This window comes from Pseudarthrobacter sulfonivorans (assembly GCF_001484605.1).
Taxonomy (GTDB): Bacteria; Actinomycetota; Actinomycetes; order Actinomycetales; family Micrococcaceae; genus Arthrobacter; species Arthrobacter sulfonivorans_A.
In genome coordinates this window covers 2,186,021-2,206,262 of record NZ_CP013747.1, presented here as the reverse complement: position 1 = coordinate 2,206,262, position 20,242 = coordinate 2,186,021, and the positions used below count along the sequence as shown (strand labels likewise).

The following is a 20,242-nucleotide window of genomic DNA, read 5'->3' as shown; positions in this document are numbered from 1 at the left end:
TGATGCGCAAGGTCCTGATCGCCAACCGCGGAGAAATCGCCGTCCGCATCGCCCGCGCCTGCGAGGACGCCGGACTGGAGTCCGTGGCTGTCTACGCGGACGTGGATGCCGACGCCATGCACGTGGGCGCCGCCACCGAGGCGTACAGCCTGGGCGGCAACGCGCCGTCGGAGACATACCTCGATATCCCCAACCTGCTGCGCGTGGCCGCGGAGTCCGGGGCGGACGCGGTGCACCCCGGCTACGGCTTCCTGTCCGAAAACGCCGGCTTTGCCCAGGCGGTCCTGGATGCCGGCCTGACTTGGATCGGGCCCAGCCCGGAGGCAATCCGGCAGCTGGGCAACAAGATCACGGCGCGCGAGATCGCCGTCCGCGCCGGCGCCCCCTTGGTGGCCGGCACCGACGGTCCGGTGGATTCGGCCGCGGAGGTCCGCGAGTTCGCCGAGGAGCACGGCCTGCCGATCGCCATCAAGGCGGCCTTCGGCGGCGGCGGGCGCGGGCTGAAGGTGGTCCGCGAGATGGACCAGATCGAGGAGTCCTTCGATTCCGCGGTGCGCGAAGCGGTGGTGGCCTTCGGCCGTGGCGAGTGCTTTGTGGAGCGTTATCTTGACCGGCCCCGGCATGTGGAGGCCCAGGTCCTGGCGGACCAGCACGGCAATGTGGTGGTGGTGGGAACGCGCGACTGCTCGCTGCAGCGGCGGCACCAGAAACTGGTGGAAGAGGCTCCCGCACCCTTCCTGACAGAAGAGCAGACCCAACTGATTTACGACGCCGCCAAGGCAGTGTGCCGCGAAGCCTCCTATTCGGGGGCCGGGACGGTGGAGTTCCTCGTGGCCGCCGACGGCACCGTCGCGTTCCTCGAGGTGAACACGCGCCTGCAGGTGGAGCACCCCATCACCGAGGAAACCACCGGCGTGGACCTGGTCCAGGAGCAGTTCCGGATTGCCGCCGGTGAGCCGCTCCGCTTCACTGCCGATCCCACGCCGCGCGGCCACTCCTTCGAGTTCCGGCTCAACGCGGAGGACGTGGGCCGGGGCTTCCTGCCGTCGCCCGGAACCATCGCGACCTTCAGCGGCCCGACGGGACCGGGCATCCGGCTGGACTCCGGGGTTCGCTCAGGCTCCATCGTGGCGCCGCAGTTCGATTCGCTGCTGGCCAAGCTGATCGTCACCGGCGCCGACCGCCAGCAGGCGCTCCGCCGGGCCCGCCGCGCCCTCGCCGAAATGGAGATCACCGGCGTGGCCACCGTCCTGCCGTTCCACCGTGCCGTGGTCCAGGCGCCGGACTTCACGTCCGAGACCGCGCTCGGCATCCACACCCGCTGGATCGAGACTGACTTCGCGGATTCCATCGCGGCGGATCCGGAGTTCGGCACGTCCGTTCCGGACGGTGAGCGCCGCACTATTACCGTCGACGTCGACGGCCGGCGCCTCGCCGTCGGCCTGCCCGCTGACCTGCTGGATGGCTGGGCGCGCTCCGGCGCGGCCGTTCCGGCGGGTGTCTCCCTTGACGGGGCTGGTTTGGATGGCGCTGCCGACGGCGGTCCTGCGGCAGGTGCCGCTGATCCCGGCGAGCTGCGGGCCGACATGGCCGGGACCGTGGTCAAGTGGCTCGTGGAGCCGGGCGCCGACGTTTCGGCGGGGGACGCCGTCGTCGTTCTTGAGGCGATGAAGATGGAGACGCAGGTGACCGCCCACCGCGCCGGAATGCTGACCGGGATCCGCGCAGAAGCCGGCGGGGTTGTCAACGCAGGAGCCGTGCTGGCGCTGATCGGCTGAGCGGGACTAGGCGGAAACTCTAGTCTTCCGTTTAACAAGGAAGGTCCGGCCGGCGTTCTCACGCGGCCGGACCTTCCTGACGTGTGGAGGTTCTTCAGTCGACGTGCTTGGACAGGGCCACCAGGACGCCTGCCATGGCAAAGTACTTGTTGCTGCCGAGATCGCGGACCGTCTTGATCCCGAGGCCGGCAAGGAGTTCGTCGTGCTTGTCCGTGAGGCCGGCCAGGGCGGACGGCGGGGCGTCCAGGACTTCCTCCAGGCTCTTGTTCTCGTAGTCCTTGTCGAGTTTCTTGCCCAGCTCAATTGAAACGGCCATGATCATCCTTTGCTTGAACGAAACAACAGTCACAACCCGGCGGCAGCATCACCGCGGATCCCGGGGCCGCGGAAACTACCCGATCCCCAGATGAAACACACTCTAGTACTAGGGCCTGCGGCGCAGCCGGGATCCCCGCCGTCGGAGTCGGAAGAGGAAAGTGTTTGACTATGCTTCATGACACTAAATCGAAACCCGGCGGTTGACTCTTTTCTTGAGTCACTGGACCACCCGCTGAAGCCGGTGATCGAGCGCCTTCGGGTCGCCATCCTGGACGCGGATGACGCAATCACGGAGCGCATTAAGTGGAGGGCGCCGAGCTTCTGCTTCAACTCTGTCGACCGAGTCACGTTCAACTTGCGGCCGCTGCATCACGTGCAGCTGATTTTTCACCGCGGCGCGAAGACCATCGAGGATGACTTTCCTTTTGATGCGTCGAAATGGAGCGGGCTTTTGGAAGTGATCGGGCAAGACCGCGGCCAGGTGATTTTTCCCAGCGCGGAAGCGGCGGCAGCCCGGCAGGACGAATTTGTTGCGCTGGTGCGGGAATGGGTGCGGGCCTAACCTGCACGATTCGACGGCTTTGGCTGGCGGTGCCCTGGCATGATTCTGATAGTCTTCAGTCATCCACGGGCCTCCCGGTCGCCTCTTTGTCCGGTTGTAGATAACGAGTGGGAACTCGCGATTTATCGCGAATGATTAGGAGGCTCTAATGCATCTGACGCCACGCGAAAATGAAAAACTGATGATCGTGGTTGCTGCCGATCTTGCACGACGGCGGCAGAAGCGCGGACTTAAGCTCAACCATCCGGAATCCGTCGCGATTATTACGTATGAGCTGGTTGAGGGCGCCCGCGACGGACGCCGGGTTGCGGACCTCATGAGCTATGGCACCACCATCCTGACCAGGGAAGATGTCATGGAAGGCGTCGCCGACATGATCCATAACGTCCAGGTCGAAGCGACGTTCCCTGACGGCACCAAGCTCGTCACCGTGCACAATCCCATTCGCTAGGCGAAGGAGAACCCCATGAAACCCGGCGAATACATCCTCCGCCCGGAGCCCGTTACGTGTAATGCGGGCCTCATTCCCCGCGCCCTCAGCGTGATCAATCGCGGTGACCGCCCCATTCAGGTGGGGTCCCACTATCATTTCTTCGAGGTGAACGATGCCCTCGAGTTCGACCGGGAGGCGGCCCACGGCTTCCGGCTGGACATCCCGGCGGGCACCGCTGTGCGCTTCGAGCCCGGTGATGCCAAGACGGTCAACCTGCTCGCTCTCTCGGGCGAGCGTGCGGTGTTCGGATTCCGGGACCGCATCAACGGCCCGCTCGAGCCGAGCCGCGGCCTGATCTCCCTGCAGGACGACACCAAGTGAGCTTCGAGCTGAGCCGCAAACAGTACTCGGACCTCTACGGCCCCACCACGGGCGACGCCGTCCGCCTGGCCGACACTGATCTGTTCCTCGAGATTGAGCACGATCACACCAACTACGGTGAAGAGGTGGTGTTTGGCGGCGGCAAGGTGATCCGTGACGGCATGGGCCAGAACGGGCAGCTGGTCCGGGACGATCACATCCCGGACACCGTGATCACGAACGTGATCGTGTTTGACTACACCGGCATCTACAAAGCCGACGTGGCCCTCCGGGACGGGCACATCTTCAAGATCGGCAAGGCCGGAAACCCCCAGATTTCCCGGGGCGTGAACATCACCATCGGCGTCGCCACGGACATCATCGCGGGTGAGGGCAAGATCCTCACCGCAGGCGGCATAGACACGCACGTGCACTTCGTGAGCCCCGACCAGGTGCCCGTGGCGCTGGCCTCGGGAGTCACCACCCTAATCGGCGGCGGCACCGGACCGAGCGATGCGAGCAAGGCCACCACCGTGACGCCGGGCGCCTGGCACATTTCACGCATGCTTCAGGCCGTGGAGAACCTCCCGATCAATGTCGGCCTGCTCGGCAAAGGCCACGCCAGCGCAATCGAGCCCCTCGCGGAGCAGATCCGGGCGGGTGCCATCGGGCTGAAGGTGCACGAGGACTGGGGCGCCACCACGTCCTCGATCGACATGTCGCTGCGCGTGGCCGACGAGTATGACGTGCAGGTGGCCATCCACTCCGACACCCTCAACGAGTGCGGCTTCGTCGAAGACACCATCCGGGCCATCGGCGGCCGGGTCATCCACACGTTCCACACCGAAGGCGCCGGCGGCGGGCATGCCCCGGACATCATCAAGATCGCGGCGCTGCCCAACGTCCTGCCGGCGTCGACCAATCCCACCCTGCCGTACACGGTCAACACCATCGACGAACACCTCGACATGCTGATGGTCTGCCACCACCTGAGCCCGGACATCCCCGAGGATGTGGCCTTCGCCGATTCGCGTATCCGCAAGGAAACCATCGCAGCGGAGGACGTGCTGCATGACATGGGCATCTTCTCCATCACCAGCTCTGACTCCCAGGCCATGGGCCGGGTCGGCGAGGTGGTCCTGCGCACCTGGCAGGTAGCGGACGCCATGAAGCGCCAACGCGGAAAGCTCGACGGCGACCCCGCGGTGGGAGACAACTTCCGGCTCAAGCGCTACGTGGCCAAATACACCATCAACCCGGCGATCGCCCACGGCATCGCGGACGCGGTCGGAAGCATCGAGGAGGGAAAATTCGCCGACCTCGTGCTCTGGGACCCGATGTTCTTTGGGGTCAAGCCCGAGCTCGTGCTCAAGGGCGGGCAAGCGGTCATGAGCGTTATGGGGGATCCCAACGCCTCGATCCCCACGCCGCAGCCACGCACCCTCCGCGGCAATTTCGGGGCGCTCGGCACCGCGGTACATGCCTCCTCGATCACGTTTCTTTCCAAGGCCGCCATAGCCGCCGGAGTCCCCGAGCAGCTGGGCCTGCGCCGCGTGATCCGGCCGGTGAGCGGTGTCCGTACCCTCACCAAGGCAGATATGAAGCACAACGGCGAGACGCCGGATATCGGCGTTGACCCGGAAACTTACGAGGTGACTGTCGACGGCGAGCCAATCACGGCGGAGCCCTCAACGGTGCTGCCCATGGCGCAGCGCTACTTCCTCTTTTAGACACATATCCCTAAGGGGGCATATATGATCATCGACCACGTCATCGCCAACCGGCACGATCTCCCCGACGACGAACTGGCTGGCCTCCACGAGGAGCAGGTCCTCCTGCCGAGCGCGGAACTCGTCAAGAAAATCCAGCGGGTGACCACCGACCACGGCCGCGAGCTGGGCATCCGGCTCAGCGATGCCGCGGGCCCGGTGCGGGATCTCCGCGACGGCGACATCCTGTTCCGCGACGACAAAACAGTCATCGTGGTGACTGCGCTGGCAACCGACGTCCTTGTTATCGCCGCGCGCAGCATCCGTGAAATGGGGTTTGTTGCGCACAACCTCGGCAACCGGCACATGCAGGCGCAGTTTTTCGACGCCGACAGTGAATATGCCGCGGAGGTGATGGTGGTGCAGTACGACCACACGATCGAGGACTACCTGATCCACGTTGGTGTGCCGTACTCGCGCCAGGAACGTGTGGTGCCCGTGCCGTTCCGCCATGCCGAACACACCCACTGAGCACGTGAACGAGCCGCCGTCGTACCTGCTGCCACTGTTGCAGCTCTCTGATTCCGCGCTCCCCACCGGCGGGTTCAGCCATTCCTTCGGTATGGAAACGTTTCTGGAACGTGGCCTCATCGACGGGGAAGCGAGCTTCGCCAGCTGGCTGAGCCAGTTTGTGGGCATCCAGCTGACCTACAGTGACGGGTTCGCCCTGCGCCTGGCGTTCGAGGCGTCCTCGGTTGACGATATTGCCCGGGTCGACCGGATGATCGCGGCGGCGGCGCTGCCCCGTGAAGTGCGCGAGGCGGGGACCAAGATGGGCGCACGGATGCTGGCCATCTCCGGCACGGTGGCGCCGGGAGCCCGGCTCGCGGGCTACGCGGCCGACGTCGGATCCGGGCGTTGCGCCGGGCATCCGGCGGTCGCGTTCGGTGTCGCCGGCCGGCAGTTGGGCGTCCCGCTGGAGGAATTGCTCGCGAGCTACCTCTTCACGGCGGTCACGTCGCTGACGCAAAACGCCATCCGGGCCATCCCCATCGGGCAGGACGCCGGGCAGCGTGTGCTGCTGGGAACGCATCCCAAGATCATGGAAGCCGTCCGCCGGATCCAGGCACTGGATGCCGACGACTTCGGGATCACGGCCCCGGGCCTGGAAATCGCCCAGATGCGCCACGAACGCCAGCGCGTCCGCATGTTTATGTCTTAGCAGTCCGCGGTTCGCCGCACCCAATATTTAGCAAGGAGCACCATGAAACTCATCAAAATCGGCGTCGGCGGTCCTGTCGGCGCAGGCAAGACCCAGCTCGTGGAACGCCTGACCCGCCACCTCAGCGCCGAGATCTCGATGGCCGCGATCACCAACGACATCTACACCATCGAGGACGCCAAGATCCTCGCGGCCAACGGGATCCTGCCACTGGACCGCATCATCGGCATCGAAACCGGCGGCTGCCCGCACACCGCGATCCGGGAGGACACGTCGATGAACTCGGCCGCTGTGGAGGAGCTGCGGCTGCGCCACCCCGGGCTCGAAGTCGTCTTCATCGAAAGCGGGGGAGACAACCTTTCGGCCACGTTCAGCCCGGAACTGGTGGACTTCTCGATCTACATCATCGACGTGGCGCAGGGCGAAAAAATCCCGCGCAAGGCCGGCCAGGGCATGATCAAGTCCGACTTCTTCATCATCAACAAAAAGGACCTGGCCCCGTATGTGGGTGCCGACCTCTCCGTGATGGAGGCGGACACGCTCGAGTTCCGCGGCAACAAGCCCTACTGCTTCACGAACCTCAAGACCGACGAAGGCCTGGAGCACGTCACCAACTGGATCAGGCGCGACGTGCTCATGCTTGACCTCCGCCAGTGACGGGTGCGCCTGCGCCCGAACTCCCGGTGCGCCGCGCCGCCGTCGAACTCGCCGGTACGCTCGCCCTCACCGTGGGTGTGCGGGGCGACCGCTGCATCGCCACGAGCCAGTACCACCAGGGCGCGCTGCGCATCCTGCGCCCGCACTACCTCGATGACACCGGCCAGGTCTGCTACGTGGTGGTCAATCCCGGGGGCGGGTACGTCGGTGGCGACGAGTATGAAATCGACATCACTGTGGAAACAGGGGCCCGGCTCCTGCTGACCACGCAGTCCGCGACGAAGGTCTACCGCACTCCCGGGACCCATGCCGAACAGCGGACGCACATTCGCCTCGGCGCCAACGCGAGCCTGGAATCTGTGCCGGACCCCCTGATCGCTTACCGCGGGGCGACGTACCGGCAGGCCACAGTGGTGGAGATGCACGGCAGCGCCTCGCTGGTGATGGCCGAGATCCTCACCCCGGGCTGGTCCCCGGACGGCACGCTGTTCGGCTATGACGAAATCCGCCTGCGGAACGAGATCTCGGTCGACGGTCGCCTGGCGGTGCTCGACAACCTGTTGATCCGTCCAGTGACCGGAGCGGCGCCGATCAACGGCATGGCCTTCCTTGAGGACTACACCCACGTCGGTTCCCTCCTGGTCATGGATGTCCGCGTGGACGCCGCACTGCTGAACGAGCTGAACGAGCTGTTGCTGCCGCTCGCCGGCGGCTGCAACCTGGGAATGTCACTGCTCGACGGCGGCCTGGTCATCCGGGCCTTGTCCCACGCCACCGAGCCGCTGGACGCCCTCATCCGCGCCGGCGTCGATTTTCTGCGATTCCGCTGGCACGACCAGCCCCGCCTCAACCTTCGAAAGTACTAAATGAAAGCCCTCTTGAACCACCACGAGCGGGAAGCCCTCCCGACGGCCCGCCGCTTGGCGGTCACCTTCGCGGCAGTCGCCGCCCTCCACATCGTTATGCTCGCGCTGCTGGCCGATTCGCTGCGCACAAACCACAACCCTGTGGTGCTCGGCCTGCTCATCACGGCTTACCTGGCCGGTGTGAAGCACAGTTACGACTGGGACCACATTGCGGCGATCGACAACTCCACCCGCCGCTTCGCCGCCCAGGGCCGCAGCCCCGTCAGCGTGGGCTTCGCCTTCAGCATGGGCCACAGCATGGTGGTTGTGCTTGCCGGGGTGCTTATGGTCAGTGGTGCCGGCATCATTCAGGACGCACTTAATGACGGCTCGTCCGCGAACATGGTTTTGAGCATTACCGGGGCATCCGTCTCGGGCCTGTTCCTGCTGACCATCGGTGTTTACAACGCCGCCGCTTTCCGCCGAACTGCTGTGCTGTACCGGCGGGTCAAGGACGGCGCGACCGTCACCCGCGAGGCACTGGCCCCGACCGGTCTCGTGGCCCGCCTGCTCGACAAACCGCTCTCCCGCGTCAACCGCCCACGCGACATCTTTGTCCTGGGATTCCTCTTCGGCCTCGGCTTCGACACGGCCTCGACGATCGCGTTCCTGCTCCTCACGGCGACGGCCGCCCTCGCCGGCATCTCCCCGGTGGCGCTGATGGCTCTGCCCTTCGGCTTTATGGCGGCGATGACACTGTGCGACACGGTGAACGGCGTCGCGATGATGAAGATGTACCGGAGCGCCGTGGTGGATCCCCGGCGACGGATCGGCTTCAACATGGTCATCACGGGTGTGTCTGCAGCCTCGGCACTGTTCATCTCGGTCATAACCATCGCAGGCGTACTGCACGGGATGCTCGGACTTACCGACCCGGTGACCACCTTCCTGGCCGAGCTCGACCTTGGCCACGCCGGACTGGTCCTTGTGGCGATGCTGCTGTTCATCTGGGGTGCGCATACCTGGGTGCGCCGCGTCGGCGAAGCCGCCTCTGCCGCCTCTGCCGCCTCTGCCGCAACGGGTGGAAACCCGCAGGGATAGGGCTCGACGGCGGGATCGCCTTGGTGCCGCCGGCGCCAGGCCGGGGGCGGCGCTACTCGGCGGACGGCCGCTGCCGTTGCCGTTTCGTCGCCGACCGCTGCTCCTTGGCGGCGAGTCGCCGGCGGTTCGAACCACGCGTGGGTTTGGTCGCCCGACGGCGGGGGCCTGCGGGTGCCAGACCTTCCGCCACGAGTTCGGCGAGCTTGGCCAGGGCGGTCTCGCGGTTGCGCAGCTGGGAGCGCTGCTCGGAGGAGGCCACGGTGATCACCCCGGCGACGAGGCGTGGTCCGAGACGGGTGAGCAGCATCTGCCGTTGGTCATCCGAAAGTACGGCGGAGCCGGCGATGTTCCAGGAGAGTTCGGCGCGGCTGTCCGTCGTGTTGACGTGCTGACCGCCTGGCCCGGACGATCGCGAGAACCGCCAGCGGAGTTCCGACGCGGGAATCGTGAGCGCGGTCGACACTTCCAGATCCATGGAACCAGCGTTGCACACTATGGGCGCGATCCAGGCCCGCAGGCTCGCGCCGCGGAGGGAGGTACTGGCAGACCCCTGATAAGCAGAGCCCTCGCTAGGTCCGGTATGACCGGGGTTGTATTGAACGTGAACCCCAGCCGTTCCCCCACCCATAGACCGGAGCCAGCGTGACCGCCGTCGTAACCCCGATTCCCGCACGCGAGCAGGCGGTCGGCCGCCCACTGGCGATCGTGCTCGGCCTGCTGACCATTTTCGGACCTATCTCCATGGACCTTTACCTGCCGGTCCTCCCAGCTCTCACCGCAGGGCTTCAAAGCACGACGTCGGTGGCCCAGTTGACCATCACCGCCTGTCTGCTGGGCCTCGCCATCGGCCAAGTAGTGGCCGGGCCGCTTTCGGACCGCCTGGGGCGGCGGATGCCGCTGCTGATCGGCGTCGTTGCCTACACACTTACCTCTGCGCTCTGCGCGCTGAGCCCAACCATCGAGACGCTCATCATCGCCAGGTTCGTCCAGGGCCTGGCCGGAGCCGTGGGCATCGTCATTGCGCAGGCCGCCGGGCGGGACGTCTACTCGGGCGCCAAGCTGCTTCGTTACTACGGCCGCCTCACGGTTCTCGGGGGACTGGCTGCCATCGTTGGGCCTGTCATCGGCGGGCAACTGGCAACCGTCACCGACTGGCGCGGAGTCTTCCTGTTCCTCGCAGCCGTCGGCGTCGCCGTCCTGCTGGCGTCCTTGGTGGTCTTCCAGGAGACCTTGCCGGCGAACCGTCGGGTGACCGGAGGCCTCTCCCACACAATCCAGGATTTCCGCCGGCTCCTCGCTGACCCGGTTTTCGTCGGAGCCGTGCTGATCACCGGCTTCACGTACTCGGCGGTCTTCGCCTATTTGAGCGGAGCAACGTACATACTCCAAGGCATGTATGGGCTCTCCCCGCAGGGATACTCGTTGGCCTTCGGCCTGATTTCATTCGGCTTTATGGTCTTTGGATTCATCGCCGGCCGGCTTTCTGAACGGTGGTCCGAACGTGGAACGCTCACGCTGGGCCTGATCATGACGGCGGCCGGCGCCATGGGGCTGCTGGGGACGGCGTTCCTGCACCTGCCGCTGGTCGCGATCATTCTGTCCCTGTTCACCATGGTCAGTGGGGTGGCCGTCACCAGCCCGCCAGCCACCTCACTGGCACTCAAGGATTATCCCGATATCGCCGGGACGGCCTCGTCCTTGCTGGGGCTGGCCCGGTACGCCTTCGGCGGCAGCGCCGCACCCTTGGTAGGTATCGGCGGAGCCAACGACGCCGTCCCCTTTGGGATAGTCGCGGCCGTTTCCGCGACAGCAGCAGTCCTTTGCCTGGGGCTGGTGAGGAGGAGGCGTGGTCCGAGTGTTCTCGGCAGGACGTAAGTCACCCTTCGAGCGTCCCCCCGCACGCTCTACCGCCGCCAGAATCGCCTGGCCCAGTTCCACAGGTTTGGTGAACTGGGGCCAGTGGCCGGTGGGGAGGTCCACGTCAACTCTTCAATAGCGCTCCCGTTGATAAAGCGCCGATAACCTGCCTTCCGTCAAGCGATTTCGACGGCTTCTCCGCGCACGATGATCCCGCCGAGCGGTGGAATATGAATGGTGAGTCTGCTCGGGCGGCCGACGTGGCTGCCTTGGAACACCACCACCCGGCTGGGTGGTTCCACAAGCGAAAGCAGGCGGAGGTATCCGCCGAAAGCAGCGGCAGCCGAACCCGTCGCCGGATCTTCAGTGATGGCGCCCACCGGGAAGAGATTGCGTGAGTCAAACTCACCCGCTCCGATCTCGCAGAGTGTCGTTACGGTACCGGCCCAGTTTTGGGCGTCCATCAGCGTGCGCATGGGATCCGGGTCGAACACGAATGAGTCAAAGGTCCTTCGATCAGCGAAGACCAGTATTGGATGCCAGTTTCCGGCAAAGGCGAGCAGCGGCGGGTAGGTGGGGTGCAATTCGTCCCGACCCACGCCGAGCAGCCCGAGCAGAGTGTCCAGAACACCTGTCGGGAACTCGGCGACGCGAGGCTCCACACTCGTGAAGGATGCCGTGAGGTCAGCTCCCTGGCCTGCAGATTCGATCGAGACTGGCCCCACCGACGTATCGAACTTAAAGGTTCCCGTACCGTGAAGCCTCGACAGCGCGACAGCCAGTGCAATTGTGGCATGGCCGCAAAACGGCACCTCGGCAATCGGGGAGAAGTACCGCACACGGTTTCGACGTGAGTCTCCGTCAACGGCTGCCTCGGTGATAAATACCGTTTCCGCGTATCCGACATCGGCCGCGATGACCTGCATCTGTGCGTCGTCGAGGCGGGTTGCGTCCAGTACCACTCCGGCCGGATTTCCTCCGCCAGGGGTCGTGGCAAAGGCGGCATAACGAAGTACGTCGGGAGTCTGATTCATTGCTACATCCTCGGTGGGTTGTGAAATACGGGCGTGGTGAAGACCAACAGGGCGAAGCGAAATGCGACTGTAGCACTAGTCCTGTACTGCTCGGCCGGCGATGGCGAGGGAGATGTGTCGCGGGAGGCGCTGGGCCATTCCGGCAAGCATGCGATTTATGAAGCCGGAGACGACGCTTACGGGTGTAGTGCGGCGATCGAGAGCGCGCAGGGCAGTGTCGATGACGGCGCTGGCGCTTTGCAGCCGGCCGACCGCTGCGGCCTGGCTCCCGAGGACATCGAAGAATTCGGTGCGGGTGGCTCCCGGGCAGAGCGCGAGTACCCGAAGGCTGGATTCCCTCGTCTCATGTGCGAGGGCTTCCGTGAAGCTCAGGACAAATGCCTTGGTTGCTCCGTACACCGCCATCCCAGGGACCGGCTGAAATGCTGCAGTGCTGGCCACGTTGATGAGTGCGCCCTTCCCGGCGGCGAGCATCTCGGGGAGGAATGCCCGCGTGGTCTCGACGAGAGAGGCCACGTTCAGGGAGATCTCCGAGGCGATGACCGCAGGGTCCTCCTCGACTAAGGGCCCGCTCGTGGCGAAGCCCGCGTTGTTGATCAGGGTGTGGATGCGGATGCCGCGGCCGGCGAGCTCGTCGCGGACTTCCGCTCCGGCTCCCGGCCGGCTCAGGTCCTTCGAGAGCGTTGTGACCGAGATGCCGTGCGCGTCGCGGAGCTTCTTGGCGAGATCCTCTAGCCGGTCGGTCCGCCGTGCGACCAGCACAAGGTTGGCCCCGCGCGCCGCAAATCGTGTTGCAAACTCGGCGCCGAGCCCGGAGCTCGCTCCAGTGATGAGTGCCGTGGTTCCGGTGTAGCTCATGATCATGTCGAATCCGTTCCGTGTCGCGGCTACTCCATGTAGCCAATGTCAACATAGTAGGCACGAGCATCATTGTTGTCAATGACTACTTTGTGGCTATAATGAGCTCATGACCGATCAGCCCTACCATCACGGCAGGCTCCGCGAGGCGTTGCTCGACCGTGCGACAGAATTCATCGAAGAAGCAGGAGTCGAGGGACTTTCGCTGCGGCAGCTCGCGCGTGACTTGGGCGTGAGCCACGCGGCACCGGGCAAGCATTTCCGTGACAAGCAGGCGCTTCTCGATGCCCTCGCCCTTGACGGCTTCCGCAGCATGAATGCCAGGATAATGGGAGCGTCTGAAGCGGCCGGAGACCATCGGTCACGCTTTGTCCGGATCGCTAGGGCCTATGTGGACTTCGCGGTCGCCCACCCGGTCCTGTTGGCCGCGATGCACTCCACCAAGCACCATCCTGATGCCAGTGATGAACTGCGCAGCATCGGCGAAGACGGCATAAGGGTCGCCAGGGCCATCATCGCTGAAGCCCAGGACGCCGGGGAGTTGGCGCCAGGCGACCGCGAGAGGCTCGCGCTCGTCTGCTTCGTGAGCCTGCACGGAGCCGCTGTGCTGGCGGCGGGCAACCTCCTGGATGGAACATCCATCGACTCCCTAACCGTTGCGACAACCGACCTGTTGTGGGCGGGAATGGTCGCAGGCATGCCCGCGCCCCAGGGAGCCTCGGGAATCGGCGCATGAGCCGCTCCATTAGATGAATTCGGCGTCATGAACCCTCGTTGAGTCCGAGCTAGCCATCAGGCAACTTTCGTGGCGGGCCGGAGCACACCCGGATGATGACCGCCAGCTTGCCATGGCCACCGGGAGATCTGCATGGTGCCGAATAACGGCGGTCTCTGCGCGATCGAGCGTCCATCGCCACGCGTCCGGGTGTGAATTGCTCACGGTATCTGGCTGTCGAGCCGAGACCTACGCGGAGGTTCGTGTTACCGGAGTGCGAGTCGAGTCTGAGTTTGGGCGGCGCCGGCATCGGCCTTGAGTTGGCGCAGCAGTAGATCGAGGGCTTTCGTGCTTGGCACAACGACGTGAAGGATGTAGTCGTACGGGCCTGTAACGTGGACGGCGTCCCGTACGGCGTATTCAGTTCCGGCCCATTTTAGGAAGGACGTCGAATCCGTGTCCGGTTTGAGGCGCACGTCGATGAATCCCTCAAGCCCCGCTCCAGGATCAGGAACTTCGCTGGCGAGTATTGCCCGGTAGCCGACGATGACGCCACTTGTCTCGAGGCGGCGGACGCGGGCTGCGGCTGCGTTGGTACTCAATCCAACCCGATGGCCAAGTTCGCTGAACGTAATCCGCGCTTCGCTCTGCAGAATACCTAGAATTAGTTTGTCGATGCTGTCCACGCCGCGATCCTACCCGTCTGACGTCGATATTCTCTGCTGCACCGCGGTCGCCCCTGCATAGTGCATACATGGACTACATCACAGCACTAGGCAGCGGACTGCTTGCCGGCATCGGCTTAGCCGCACCCCTCGGAGCGATCGGAGTGCTGCTGGTGCGCGAAGGGTTGACGAACGGATTCAAGGAGGCGGCTCCGGCCGCTGCCGCAGTCGCGTTGATCGATGCGAGCTACTGCGTTCTAGCTGTCGTGGCTGGCGGAATAACGGCTCCGATTATTGCTTCGTGGGGTGACGCTCCAGCCATCGCAGGAGGGCTCGTCCTCATCGCCTTGGGTCTCTTCGGTATGTATCGAACCTGCACAGATGTCCCCGCTGGCGTGGGAAGAGCTGACTCCGCGCCCTCGTCGAGGTGGCGTCGATTTGGGCTCTTCGTCGGGCTCACCGCGGTCAACCCGGCGACCCTTCTGTACTTCGCAGCGCTGACAATCGGGCTCGGAGGAGTCCTGTCGTCGCTCGCTGGATCAGTTACGTTTATCGCGGGAGCCGCCCTCGCGTCGCTGACATGGCAGTTGGTGCTCGTGTTTGCTGGCTCGTTCTTCCGCGGACGTGTCACTGCCAAGGCTCAACGCTTGCTCTCGGTGATCGGGAACACGATAATCATTGCCCTCGGGCTGGCCGCGATCATCTCGATCGTGCTCTAATTTCGATATCGCATTTATGGGGCTGGCCTAGTTGCAGACGACTTCGCCCGCGTCGTGGCCCTTCCGGCAGGCGCCTGCCCCTTCCGCACCCGCGTTGACCCCGCCAACGACGGATCAGAAGAAGTCTCGGACGCGGCCGACCGCATCAGCGCCGAAGTCCTCACCCGCATCGGCCTCCAAGACCTGCTCACGATCAGACCGGCACCGGTCACTGCCCATTGCCAATCCCGCAGTTGCCGTGGAAGCCAGGCACCTCCCTAATCCTGTTCCGCGGCAGCCAAGGAGACTCACTGTCCTTGGCTCGGCAACTCATGACAAAGGAGCCAGGGTATTCGTTCCCTTGCCTTAGGCAGCTTCTTGACGTAGCGGCACCTGCCGTTGGGTGTGGGCGGCATGGAGGGCGAGGGGGAGCGGCATCCCGGGTGCCGCGCACTAGTATTTCTAGGTCATTTGACCTAAACTCTGATTATGAACGATCTACTCGAACACCAGCCTGCCGGTCCCGTCCTGATCGTGGGTGGATACGGCACTGTTGGAACGGCCCTTACCCGGCTCGCTGCCCCCCTGTGGCCCCTTGTCCTCACGGGCAGAAATCCTGCGGGCGGTGCCGCTCTGGCCAAAGAACACAACCTCGTTGTCCGGAAGTGGGATCTTAACGACCCGACGCCGTTCGACTCTCCGGCGCGGGCCGTCATCAGCACGGTCAACGATCCCGATGACCGGGTTCTGCGCGCCGCCGTCAGCGCGGGAATCCCCTACGTGGACATCACCCGCTGGACGAGCCGCCTTACCAGGGCAGCCACGCAGGCCACACTGCTCAACCCGACCGCGCCGGTGCTGCTGACATCCGGATGGATGGGAGGCGTCATCAGCCTCGTTGCGGCAACATTGGCCGAAGAAGCGGACGGCGCACATCAGATCGACGTTGCCATCCGCTACGACACCAACGACCGGGCTGGTGCCGACTCCGTGGACTTCATCGACCGGCTGGGGCAGGACTTCGAGGTCCGGAAGGATGGCAAGCCCCTGGTCGTCAGCCCGTTGAGTGACACCCGCTGGGTGGATATTGCCGGGCACCGGACCAAAGTTGCGCGGCTGGACACTCCGGAACAGTTCACCTTTCCGATGACCCTAGGGGCGGAGGCAGCCGCCACCCGCATCGGTTTCAGTTCCAACGCATCAACTACGGCGCTCCTGGCGGCGAAGGCGGTGGGACTCTTCCGCTGGGGCCGCGGAGAGAAATGGACATCGATGAGGCGATCTCTCCTGTACTCGCCGGGCAGCGGCGGCACCGCGCACATCCGGGTTGATGTCCAGGGCAGAGAAGGTACTCGCACTGCGGTGATTTCGGACCCTGCCGGGCAAGCCCACTTGACAGCGCTGGGAGGATTGCTCGGTCTCCGCAATGTCCTGCACCAGGATTCACGGCCCGGTGTCAACTTCCCCGAGACCACGCCCCGCCTGGCCGAAGCACTCGCCGAACTCGAGCTGCATGGTGTGACAATATTGAAATCATGACCGGGAACAAGGGGGCACTCAGGCAGGCAGCGCTCCTTGACGCTGCTGAAGAAGTTCTGGCGGCGAAAGGCAACGCCGGCTCGGCAATGCGTGATTTTGCAGCCGCGGCCGGGGTCCGGGTGGGCCACCTGCAGCACTACTTTCCCACCAGGGCGGACCTGATCCGGGCCGTTCTTGACCGATCGCTCCAGCGCTCACTTCAACGGCTCAACGACATGTCCGGGATCGGCGTCGGCGACGGCCCGGGAGCGGGGGAGTCCCTGACCCGGGAACACTCAGAGCGGTTAATTGCCGCGCTCCTGGCTGAACACTCGGATCCGGCCGGAATCGGCATGCACGTTGAGGTCTGGGCCATTGCCTCGGCAGACGAGCAGATTGCCGCGGCGGTCAGAGCCTTCTACGCCCGCTACGCCTTGCACGTGGCTGATCTCGTGCAACAGACCAGGCCGGAACTCGCGAAAAAACAGCGGGATGCGGTGGCCGGCACCATTGTCAGTCTCTTTGAAGGGGCAGCCGTGACGCGCTCGGGCATCGGTGGCCTCCGCACCGAGGACACCGATGCCGAGCTGATCCGCACAGCACAGTGGCTGATACACGGCGCCTGAATCCGCCTCATACCGGCGGCCGATCGCAGGTTCCATTCCGCAGATTCTGTAATAGGGACCCCACCAGAAGTGGCTACCAGCTCGCTCGACTTGACGTCTTAGCATCGTGAGATGTCCTTGTCCGAGGAACGCAAATGGGTGATTGTGTCAAGTATTTCTGGCCCCGGAAGGACGGTTGAAACTGGCCCCACCCCGGCACGTTCGTGCCGGTCGAAATTTGTGGCCGGTTCAACGATCGCGCCGCGTGCGCTGCGGAACGTCACTTTGCCTTGGGCCGCTGTGACGGCGTGATGGGTGTGGGCCTCGGCCGCTCGTTGAAGGTTCCGCGTGACAGGCCGGCTGAATATTTTGTCACGAAAATGTCGAGCATGCTTCTCTAGTCAGTGGATGAAACTTGGTCGTAAAGTGAGCGCCATCACTCACTTCCATGCTCTAGGGATCCGCCCAGGTAATCGAACGTTCGCGAGGCATGGTTCTTTCGGTCATCTCCATGCCGGTTTGCCACGATCACAAGTTCTGAATCCGCACCCCGACACCAGGTTGGCATTATGCGTCACCATTATGATTTAGCGGCCGGTCTTCCTCCTGTTCAGGTAGGGAACGATGTGTTGGTATATCGATCGGCTGTCCAGGTCGTCTTCCGGTTGATCAATGAGGAGAGGCCACGCCTCCTGTGGTTGGTTCAAAATCAGGGTAAGCGCGAACAGCCCTTGCTTGCCTGGAGTCATGGAAGACGGTGCAAATCCCCCGATCCGATCGCCGTCTAGGCAGGCGAGGAACCGAATCTCCCCGGTGACAGTGAGGACGTTGCTTGCAACCTCTCTGGGAGACCGTCCTTACTTTAATCTTCTGCCGGCCCGAAGCCAGGGCTTCCAGGAAGTCACCAGTCTCAGACCTGACCAAATCGAGGTGGATAGCACCGTTTCCTTATCGACGTAGTGGTTTGATCGTTGATTGAAATCTTGCGAAAGAGCGTCGAGTCTCTCCTGCTCGTGACCTTTCCAGATCAAGCTCGATGTCATCCAGTACGGGCATCTTGCCTTCAAACTGTTCCTTCAGCCCCTGCAGATGCTCCAACCTGGTCGTCATGGCCTTGGAGATCTTTCCCAACTCGGACTTTTGTTCGCCTTTCAGCCGGGCGAGGGTACAGCTGTTGAACAGCTATGAGGTTCAACAAGGCATCCTGCTTCTTGAGGCTCTGGACACTGATTTCCAGCTCGGTGTTCCTGCCGTTCTTTTCGATCAAAGCAGCGTTGTCGAGCTTTATCTTTTGAAGCGAGTCATTCAGGGCAATGAGCTTCACCAGGCGGTGCTCCTCTGCGGTGAAGTCAGCCGTGAACTCGACCGTTTTCATGCGGTGTTGTTAGGACATTGCGGCCGGTTGCGGGCTGCGGCTGGCGGACTTTTCGGTGTCGTCGTGCAGCTGTTCGGCTTCATCGTCGAGATCGGACGGCGGCTTTTGCATGCTCTTGCGGCCGATTACTGCCGTGGCGATCGCATTACCCAGTATGTTTGTTGCGGTGCGCCCCATGTCCAGGATCTGATCAACTACGAGCAGCAGGGCGATGCCGGCTATGGGGATCCCGAATGAGGGCACGACTGCCGCGACGATGACCAGAGAGCCACGGGGTACACCGGCCATGCCTTTGCTGCTGAGCAGCAGCAAAGCGACCATGGCGAGCTGTTGGCCTATTCCCAGGTCCACGCCGTAGGCGTTGATGAGGAATACGGAGGCGAACGTCATGTACACCATTGAACCGTCGAGGTTGAACGAGTAGCCCAGGGGCAGCACGAATCCGGTCGTCTTGCGGTCCATGCCGTAGCGGGCCATGGATTCGATGAGCTTTGGGAATGCGGCTTCGCTGCTGGAGGTGGAGAAGGCGACGAACATGGGTTCACGGACCAGCGCTAGGAGGCGGAACGCGGCACGGCCAAGGATCAGGGTGGCCACCCCGATCATGAGCGCCCACAGGCCGGCGAGGGAAAGATAGAACCCGCCGATGAAGGAGCCGTAGGTAGCGAAGGCGCCGATGCCCTCATCGGTGAACGCTGCAGCGACGGCGGCAAAGACGCCGACCGGGGCGGCCAGCATGACGTAGCCGGTCAGCTTCAGCATGACGGGGACGAGTTCTTCGATCAGGTCCGAAATCTGTGTGTGGCCCTGGCGTTTCATGGCAAGCAGTGCGGCACCGAACAGGAGCGCGAATACGAGGATCTGCAGGGCGTTGTTCGTGGACATCGCAGCGATGACGCTCTGCGGAACGATCTTCTCGATAAAGGACTGGAAGTCCAGGGTGGTGGTGTCCAGCGTTGTGGTTTCACTGCCGGTCGCGGTGAGGTCTAGGCCCTTTCCGACGTTCAGCATGTGTGCCATGAAGAAGCCAATGCCGCCCGCGATCACTGACGCGCTGAGGAACCAGGCCAGGGACTTAGTGAGCATGCCGCCTAGGCCCAGGGACTTGGTCAGGGTAGTGATTCCAGTGACGATGATGGCAAAAATCAATGGCGCGATGACCATTTTGATCAGGTTCAGGAACAGATGGGCGATGGTGTCGAACACGGTGACTAGGCCGTCGCGGGATGCGGCTGGCATTACGGCGTGGGCGATCAGGCCTCCAGCGACGCCTGAGATCAGCGCCGCGACAATGAATATGGTCATTTTGTTTTTCACGAAACAACTCCTTGGAAGTGGGCACGACAACATGGCCTCACGGTGGAGGTTAGTGATGCTGGCGGGGAGGGGGCGAAGTGGCGGCGGGGGAGCTGCGGGGCGAAGTTGCCCGGGCTGCATGTGGGGCTGAAGTCAGCGGATCTTGCGGGAGGTGCGGGTGCCCAGCCAGCAGCGGCCAGACGATGTGGTGTTGGTGTTAGAGGGTGTCCCGTGTCACGGCGATGGCCTCGACTTCGACCGCAGCGCCGAAGTGGAGTTCCTTGACGCCCGCAACGGCGCGGGCAGGGCAATGGGAGCCGATCCAGGACGAGTAGATTTTATCGAAGGCGCCCCAGGCCTGGATGTCGGTGACGTAGACCCTGACTTGGACGAGGGCCGAGCGATCCACGCCGACCGCGGCGAGGCAGCTGTCCATGTTCGACAGGGTCTGTTCTACCTGGGCTTCGAAGGGTTGGTCGGTGATCGGGGTGCCTTGGGCGTTTACGGGCAGTTGGCCGGAGATGTAGGCCGTTCCGCCCACCACGCTGACGTGGCTGTAGTGGCCCAGCGGCGGGGTGAGGTCAGGGGCGTTGGTCAGCTCCGGGACGGGGGCAAGGACGTTCTGTCCCATGGTTT

At 63.8% G+C, this 20,242-nt stretch carries 23 protein-coding genes and 2 pseudogenes; 15 read left to right on the top strand and 10 right to left on the bottom strand.

Features of this window, described 5'->3' with window-relative positions; translation table 11 throughout:
- Positions 1 to 2: 2 nt before the first annotated feature.
- Entirely contained in the window at positions 3 to 1,778 is a 1,776-nt protein-coding gene (locus AU252_RS09860) for a biotin carboxylase N-terminal domain-containing protein (protein ID WP_058930563.1), read from the top strand.
- A 94-nt stretch (positions 1,779 to 1,872) separates the two neighbouring features.
- Here the strand turns inward: AU252_RS09860 and AU252_RS09855 are convergent, their stop codons facing one another.
- On the bottom strand, positions 1,873 to 2,094 hold the full coding sequence (locus tag AU252_RS09855) for a hypothetical protein (protein WP_058930562.1): 222 nt from the start codon (positions 2,092 to 2,094) through the stop codon (positions 1,873 to 1,875).
- A gap of 243 nt (positions 2,095 to 2,337) precedes the next feature.
- On the opposite strand from AU252_RS09855, the gene AU252_RS09850 reads away from it, so the two are divergent.
- The 9 genes from AU252_RS09850 to AU252_RS09810 all read left to right on the top strand — a co-directional run bounded on the left by AU252_RS09850 (position 2,338) and on the right by AU252_RS09810 (position 8,985).
- Positions 2,338 to 2,658, top strand: coding sequence for a DUF1801 domain-containing protein (locus AU252_RS09850; RefSeq protein WP_205630662.1), 321 nt, complete (start codon positions 2,338 to 2,340; stop codon positions 2,656 to 2,658).
- A gap of 148 nt (positions 2,659 to 2,806) precedes the next feature.
- Positions 2,807 to 3,109, top strand: coding sequence for an urease subunit gamma (locus AU252_RS09845; protein WP_058930560.1), 303 nt, complete (start codon positions 2,807 to 2,809; stop codon positions 3,107 to 3,109).
- Between the two features lie 15 nt (positions 3,110 to 3,124).
- Positions 3,125 to 3,472, top strand: a complete 348-nt coding sequence (locus tag AU252_RS09840; RefSeq protein WP_058930559.1) for an urease subunit beta — start codon at positions 3,125 to 3,127, stop codon at positions 3,470 to 3,472.
- Positions 3,469 to 5,181, top strand: a complete 1,713-nt coding sequence (gene ureC, locus AU252_RS09835) for an urease subunit alpha (protein WP_058930558.1) — start codon at positions 3,469 to 3,471, stop codon at positions 5,179 to 5,181. Before AU252_RS09840 ends, ureC begins: the two co-directional genes overlap by 4 nt.
- 24 nt (positions 5,182 to 5,205) lie before the next feature.
- Positions 5,206 to 5,691, top strand: a complete 486-nt coding sequence (ureE, locus tag AU252_RS09830) for an urease accessory protein UreE (protein ID WP_058930557.1) — start codon at positions 5,206 to 5,208, stop codon at positions 5,689 to 5,691.
- Positions 5,672 to 6,382 (top strand): urease accessory protein UreF, encoded by a 711-nt coding sequence (locus AU252_RS09825; protein WP_058930556.1) that lies wholly within the window; start codon positions 5,672 to 5,674, stop codon positions 6,380 to 6,382. The genes ureE and AU252_RS09825 overlap by 20 nt, the downstream gene beginning before the upstream one ends.
- Positions 6,383 to 6,424: 42 nt before the next feature.
- Positions 6,425 to 7,039: an urease accessory protein UreG gene (gene ureG / locus AU252_RS09820; RefSeq protein ID WP_058930555.1), complete on the top strand. Its 615-nt coding sequence runs from the start codon at positions 6,425 to 6,427 to the stop codon at positions 7,037 to 7,039.
- A complete protein-coding gene (locus AU252_RS09815; RefSeq protein ID WP_058930554.1) occupies positions 7,036 to 7,905 on the top strand; it encodes an urease accessory protein UreD in 870 nt (289 codons plus the stop codon). Before ureG ends, AU252_RS09815 begins: the two co-directional genes overlap by 4 nt.
- The gene (locus AU252_RS09810; protein WP_058930553.1) at positions 7,906 to 8,985 is read left to right on the top strand and encodes a HoxN/HupN/NixA family nickel/cobalt transporter; all 1,080 of its coding nucleotides are present in this window, start codon (positions 7,906 to 7,908) and stop codon (positions 8,983 to 8,985) included.
- A gap of 52 nt (positions 8,986 to 9,037) precedes the next feature.
- Here the strand turns inward: AU252_RS09810 and arfB are convergent, their stop codons facing one another.
- Positions 9,038 to 9,460, bottom strand: a complete 423-nt coding sequence (gene arfB, locus AU252_RS09805) for an alternative ribosome rescue aminoacyl-tRNA hydrolase ArfB (RefSeq protein WP_058930552.1) — start codon at positions 9,458 to 9,460, stop codon at positions 9,038 to 9,040.
- Between the two features lie 167 nt (positions 9,461 to 9,627).
- Between arfB and AU252_RS09800 the strand changes: the two genes are divergently transcribed.
- Complete coding sequence (locus AU252_RS09800; protein ID WP_058930551.1) at positions 9,628 to 10,860, top strand: multidrug effflux MFS transporter; 1,233 nt, start codon at positions 9,628 to 9,630, stop codon at positions 10,858 to 10,860.
- A gap of 18 nt (positions 10,861 to 10,878) precedes the next feature.
- On the opposite strand, the pseudogene AU252_RS24510 reads toward AU252_RS09800, so the two are convergent.
- From AU252_RS24510 to AU252_RS09790, 3 genes and pseudogenes are all read right to left on the bottom strand, one after another.
- Positions 10,879 to 10,965 (bottom strand): annotated as a pseudogene (locus AU252_RS24510) (alpha/beta fold hydrolase); the annotation flags it as partial.
- Between the two features lie 53 nt (positions 10,966 to 11,018).
- Positions 11,019 to 11,876: a PhzF family phenazine biosynthesis protein gene (locus AU252_RS09795; protein ID WP_058930550.1), complete on the bottom strand. Its 858-nt coding sequence runs from the start codon at positions 11,874 to 11,876 to the stop codon at positions 11,019 to 11,021.
- Positions 11,877 to 11,951: 75 nt separating this feature from the next.
- Positions 11,952 to 12,734: an SDR family NAD(P)-dependent oxidoreductase gene (locus tag AU252_RS09790; RefSeq protein ID WP_240484367.1), complete on the bottom strand. Its 783-nt coding sequence runs from the start codon at positions 12,732 to 12,734 to the stop codon at positions 11,952 to 11,954.
- Between the two features lie 109 nt (positions 12,735 to 12,843).
- Here AU252_RS09790 and AU252_RS09785 point away from each other — a divergent pair, with 109 nt between their 5' ends.
- Positions 12,844 to 13,470: a TetR/AcrR family transcriptional regulator gene (locus AU252_RS09785; protein ID WP_058930548.1), complete on the top strand. Its 627-nt coding sequence runs from the start codon at positions 12,844 to 12,846 to the stop codon at positions 13,468 to 13,470.
- A 245-nt stretch (positions 13,471 to 13,715) separates the two neighbouring features.
- On the opposite strand, the gene AU252_RS24785 is transcribed toward AU252_RS09785, so the two are convergent.
- The gene (locus AU252_RS24785; protein ID WP_058930547.1) at positions 13,716 to 14,135 is read right to left on the bottom strand and encodes an Lrp/AsnC family transcriptional regulator; all 420 of its coding nucleotides are present in this window, start codon (positions 14,133 to 14,135) and stop codon (positions 13,716 to 13,718) included.
- A gap of 68 nt (positions 14,136 to 14,203) precedes the next feature.
- Between AU252_RS24785 and AU252_RS09775 the strand changes: the two genes are divergently transcribed.
- The 3 genes from AU252_RS09775 to AU252_RS09760 all read left to right on the top strand — a co-directional run bounded on the left by AU252_RS09775 (position 14,204) and on the right by AU252_RS09760 (position 16,956).
- On the top strand, positions 14,204 to 14,833 hold the full coding sequence (locus AU252_RS09775; RefSeq protein ID WP_058930546.1) for a LysE family transporter: 630 nt from the start codon (positions 14,204 to 14,206) through the stop codon (positions 14,831 to 14,833).
- Positions 14,834 to 15,301: 468 nt separating this feature from the next.
- Positions 15,302 to 16,351, top strand: coding sequence for a hypothetical protein (locus tag AU252_RS09765; protein WP_058930544.1), 1,050 nt, complete (start codon positions 15,302 to 15,304; stop codon positions 16,349 to 16,351).
- A complete protein-coding gene (locus AU252_RS09760; RefSeq protein ID WP_058930543.1) occupies positions 16,348 to 16,956 on the top strand; it encodes a TetR/AcrR family transcriptional regulator in 609 nt (202 codons plus the stop codon). Before AU252_RS09765 ends, AU252_RS09760 begins: the two co-directional genes overlap by 4 nt.
- 427 nt (positions 16,957 to 17,383) lie before the next feature.
- On the opposite strand, the pseudogene AU252_RS24880 reads toward AU252_RS09760, so the two are convergent.
- The 4 genes and pseudogenes from AU252_RS24880 to AU252_RS09745 form a co-directional block, all read right to left on the bottom strand.
- Positions 17,384 to 17,792, bottom strand: a pseudogene (locus AU252_RS24880) (TrlF family ATPase); the annotation flags it as partial.
- A 206-nt stretch (positions 17,793 to 17,998) separates the two neighbouring features.
- Positions 17,999 to 18,310 (bottom strand): hypothetical protein, encoded by a 312-nt coding sequence (locus tag AU252_RS09755; protein WP_058930542.1) that lies wholly within the window; start codon positions 18,308 to 18,310, stop codon positions 17,999 to 18,001.
- A 9-nt stretch (positions 18,311 to 18,319) separates the two neighbouring features.
- Positions 18,320 to 19,627, bottom strand: a complete 1,308-nt coding sequence (locus AU252_RS09750) for a dicarboxylate/amino acid:cation symporter (protein ID WP_058930541.1) — start codon at positions 19,625 to 19,627, stop codon at positions 18,320 to 18,322.
- Positions 19,628 to 19,823: 196 nt separating this feature from the next.
- Positions 19,824 to 20,237, bottom strand: coding sequence for a RidA family protein (locus AU252_RS09745; protein WP_058930540.1), 414 nt, complete (start codon positions 20,235 to 20,237; stop codon positions 19,824 to 19,826).
- Positions 20,238 to 20,242: the final 5 nt, after the last annotated feature.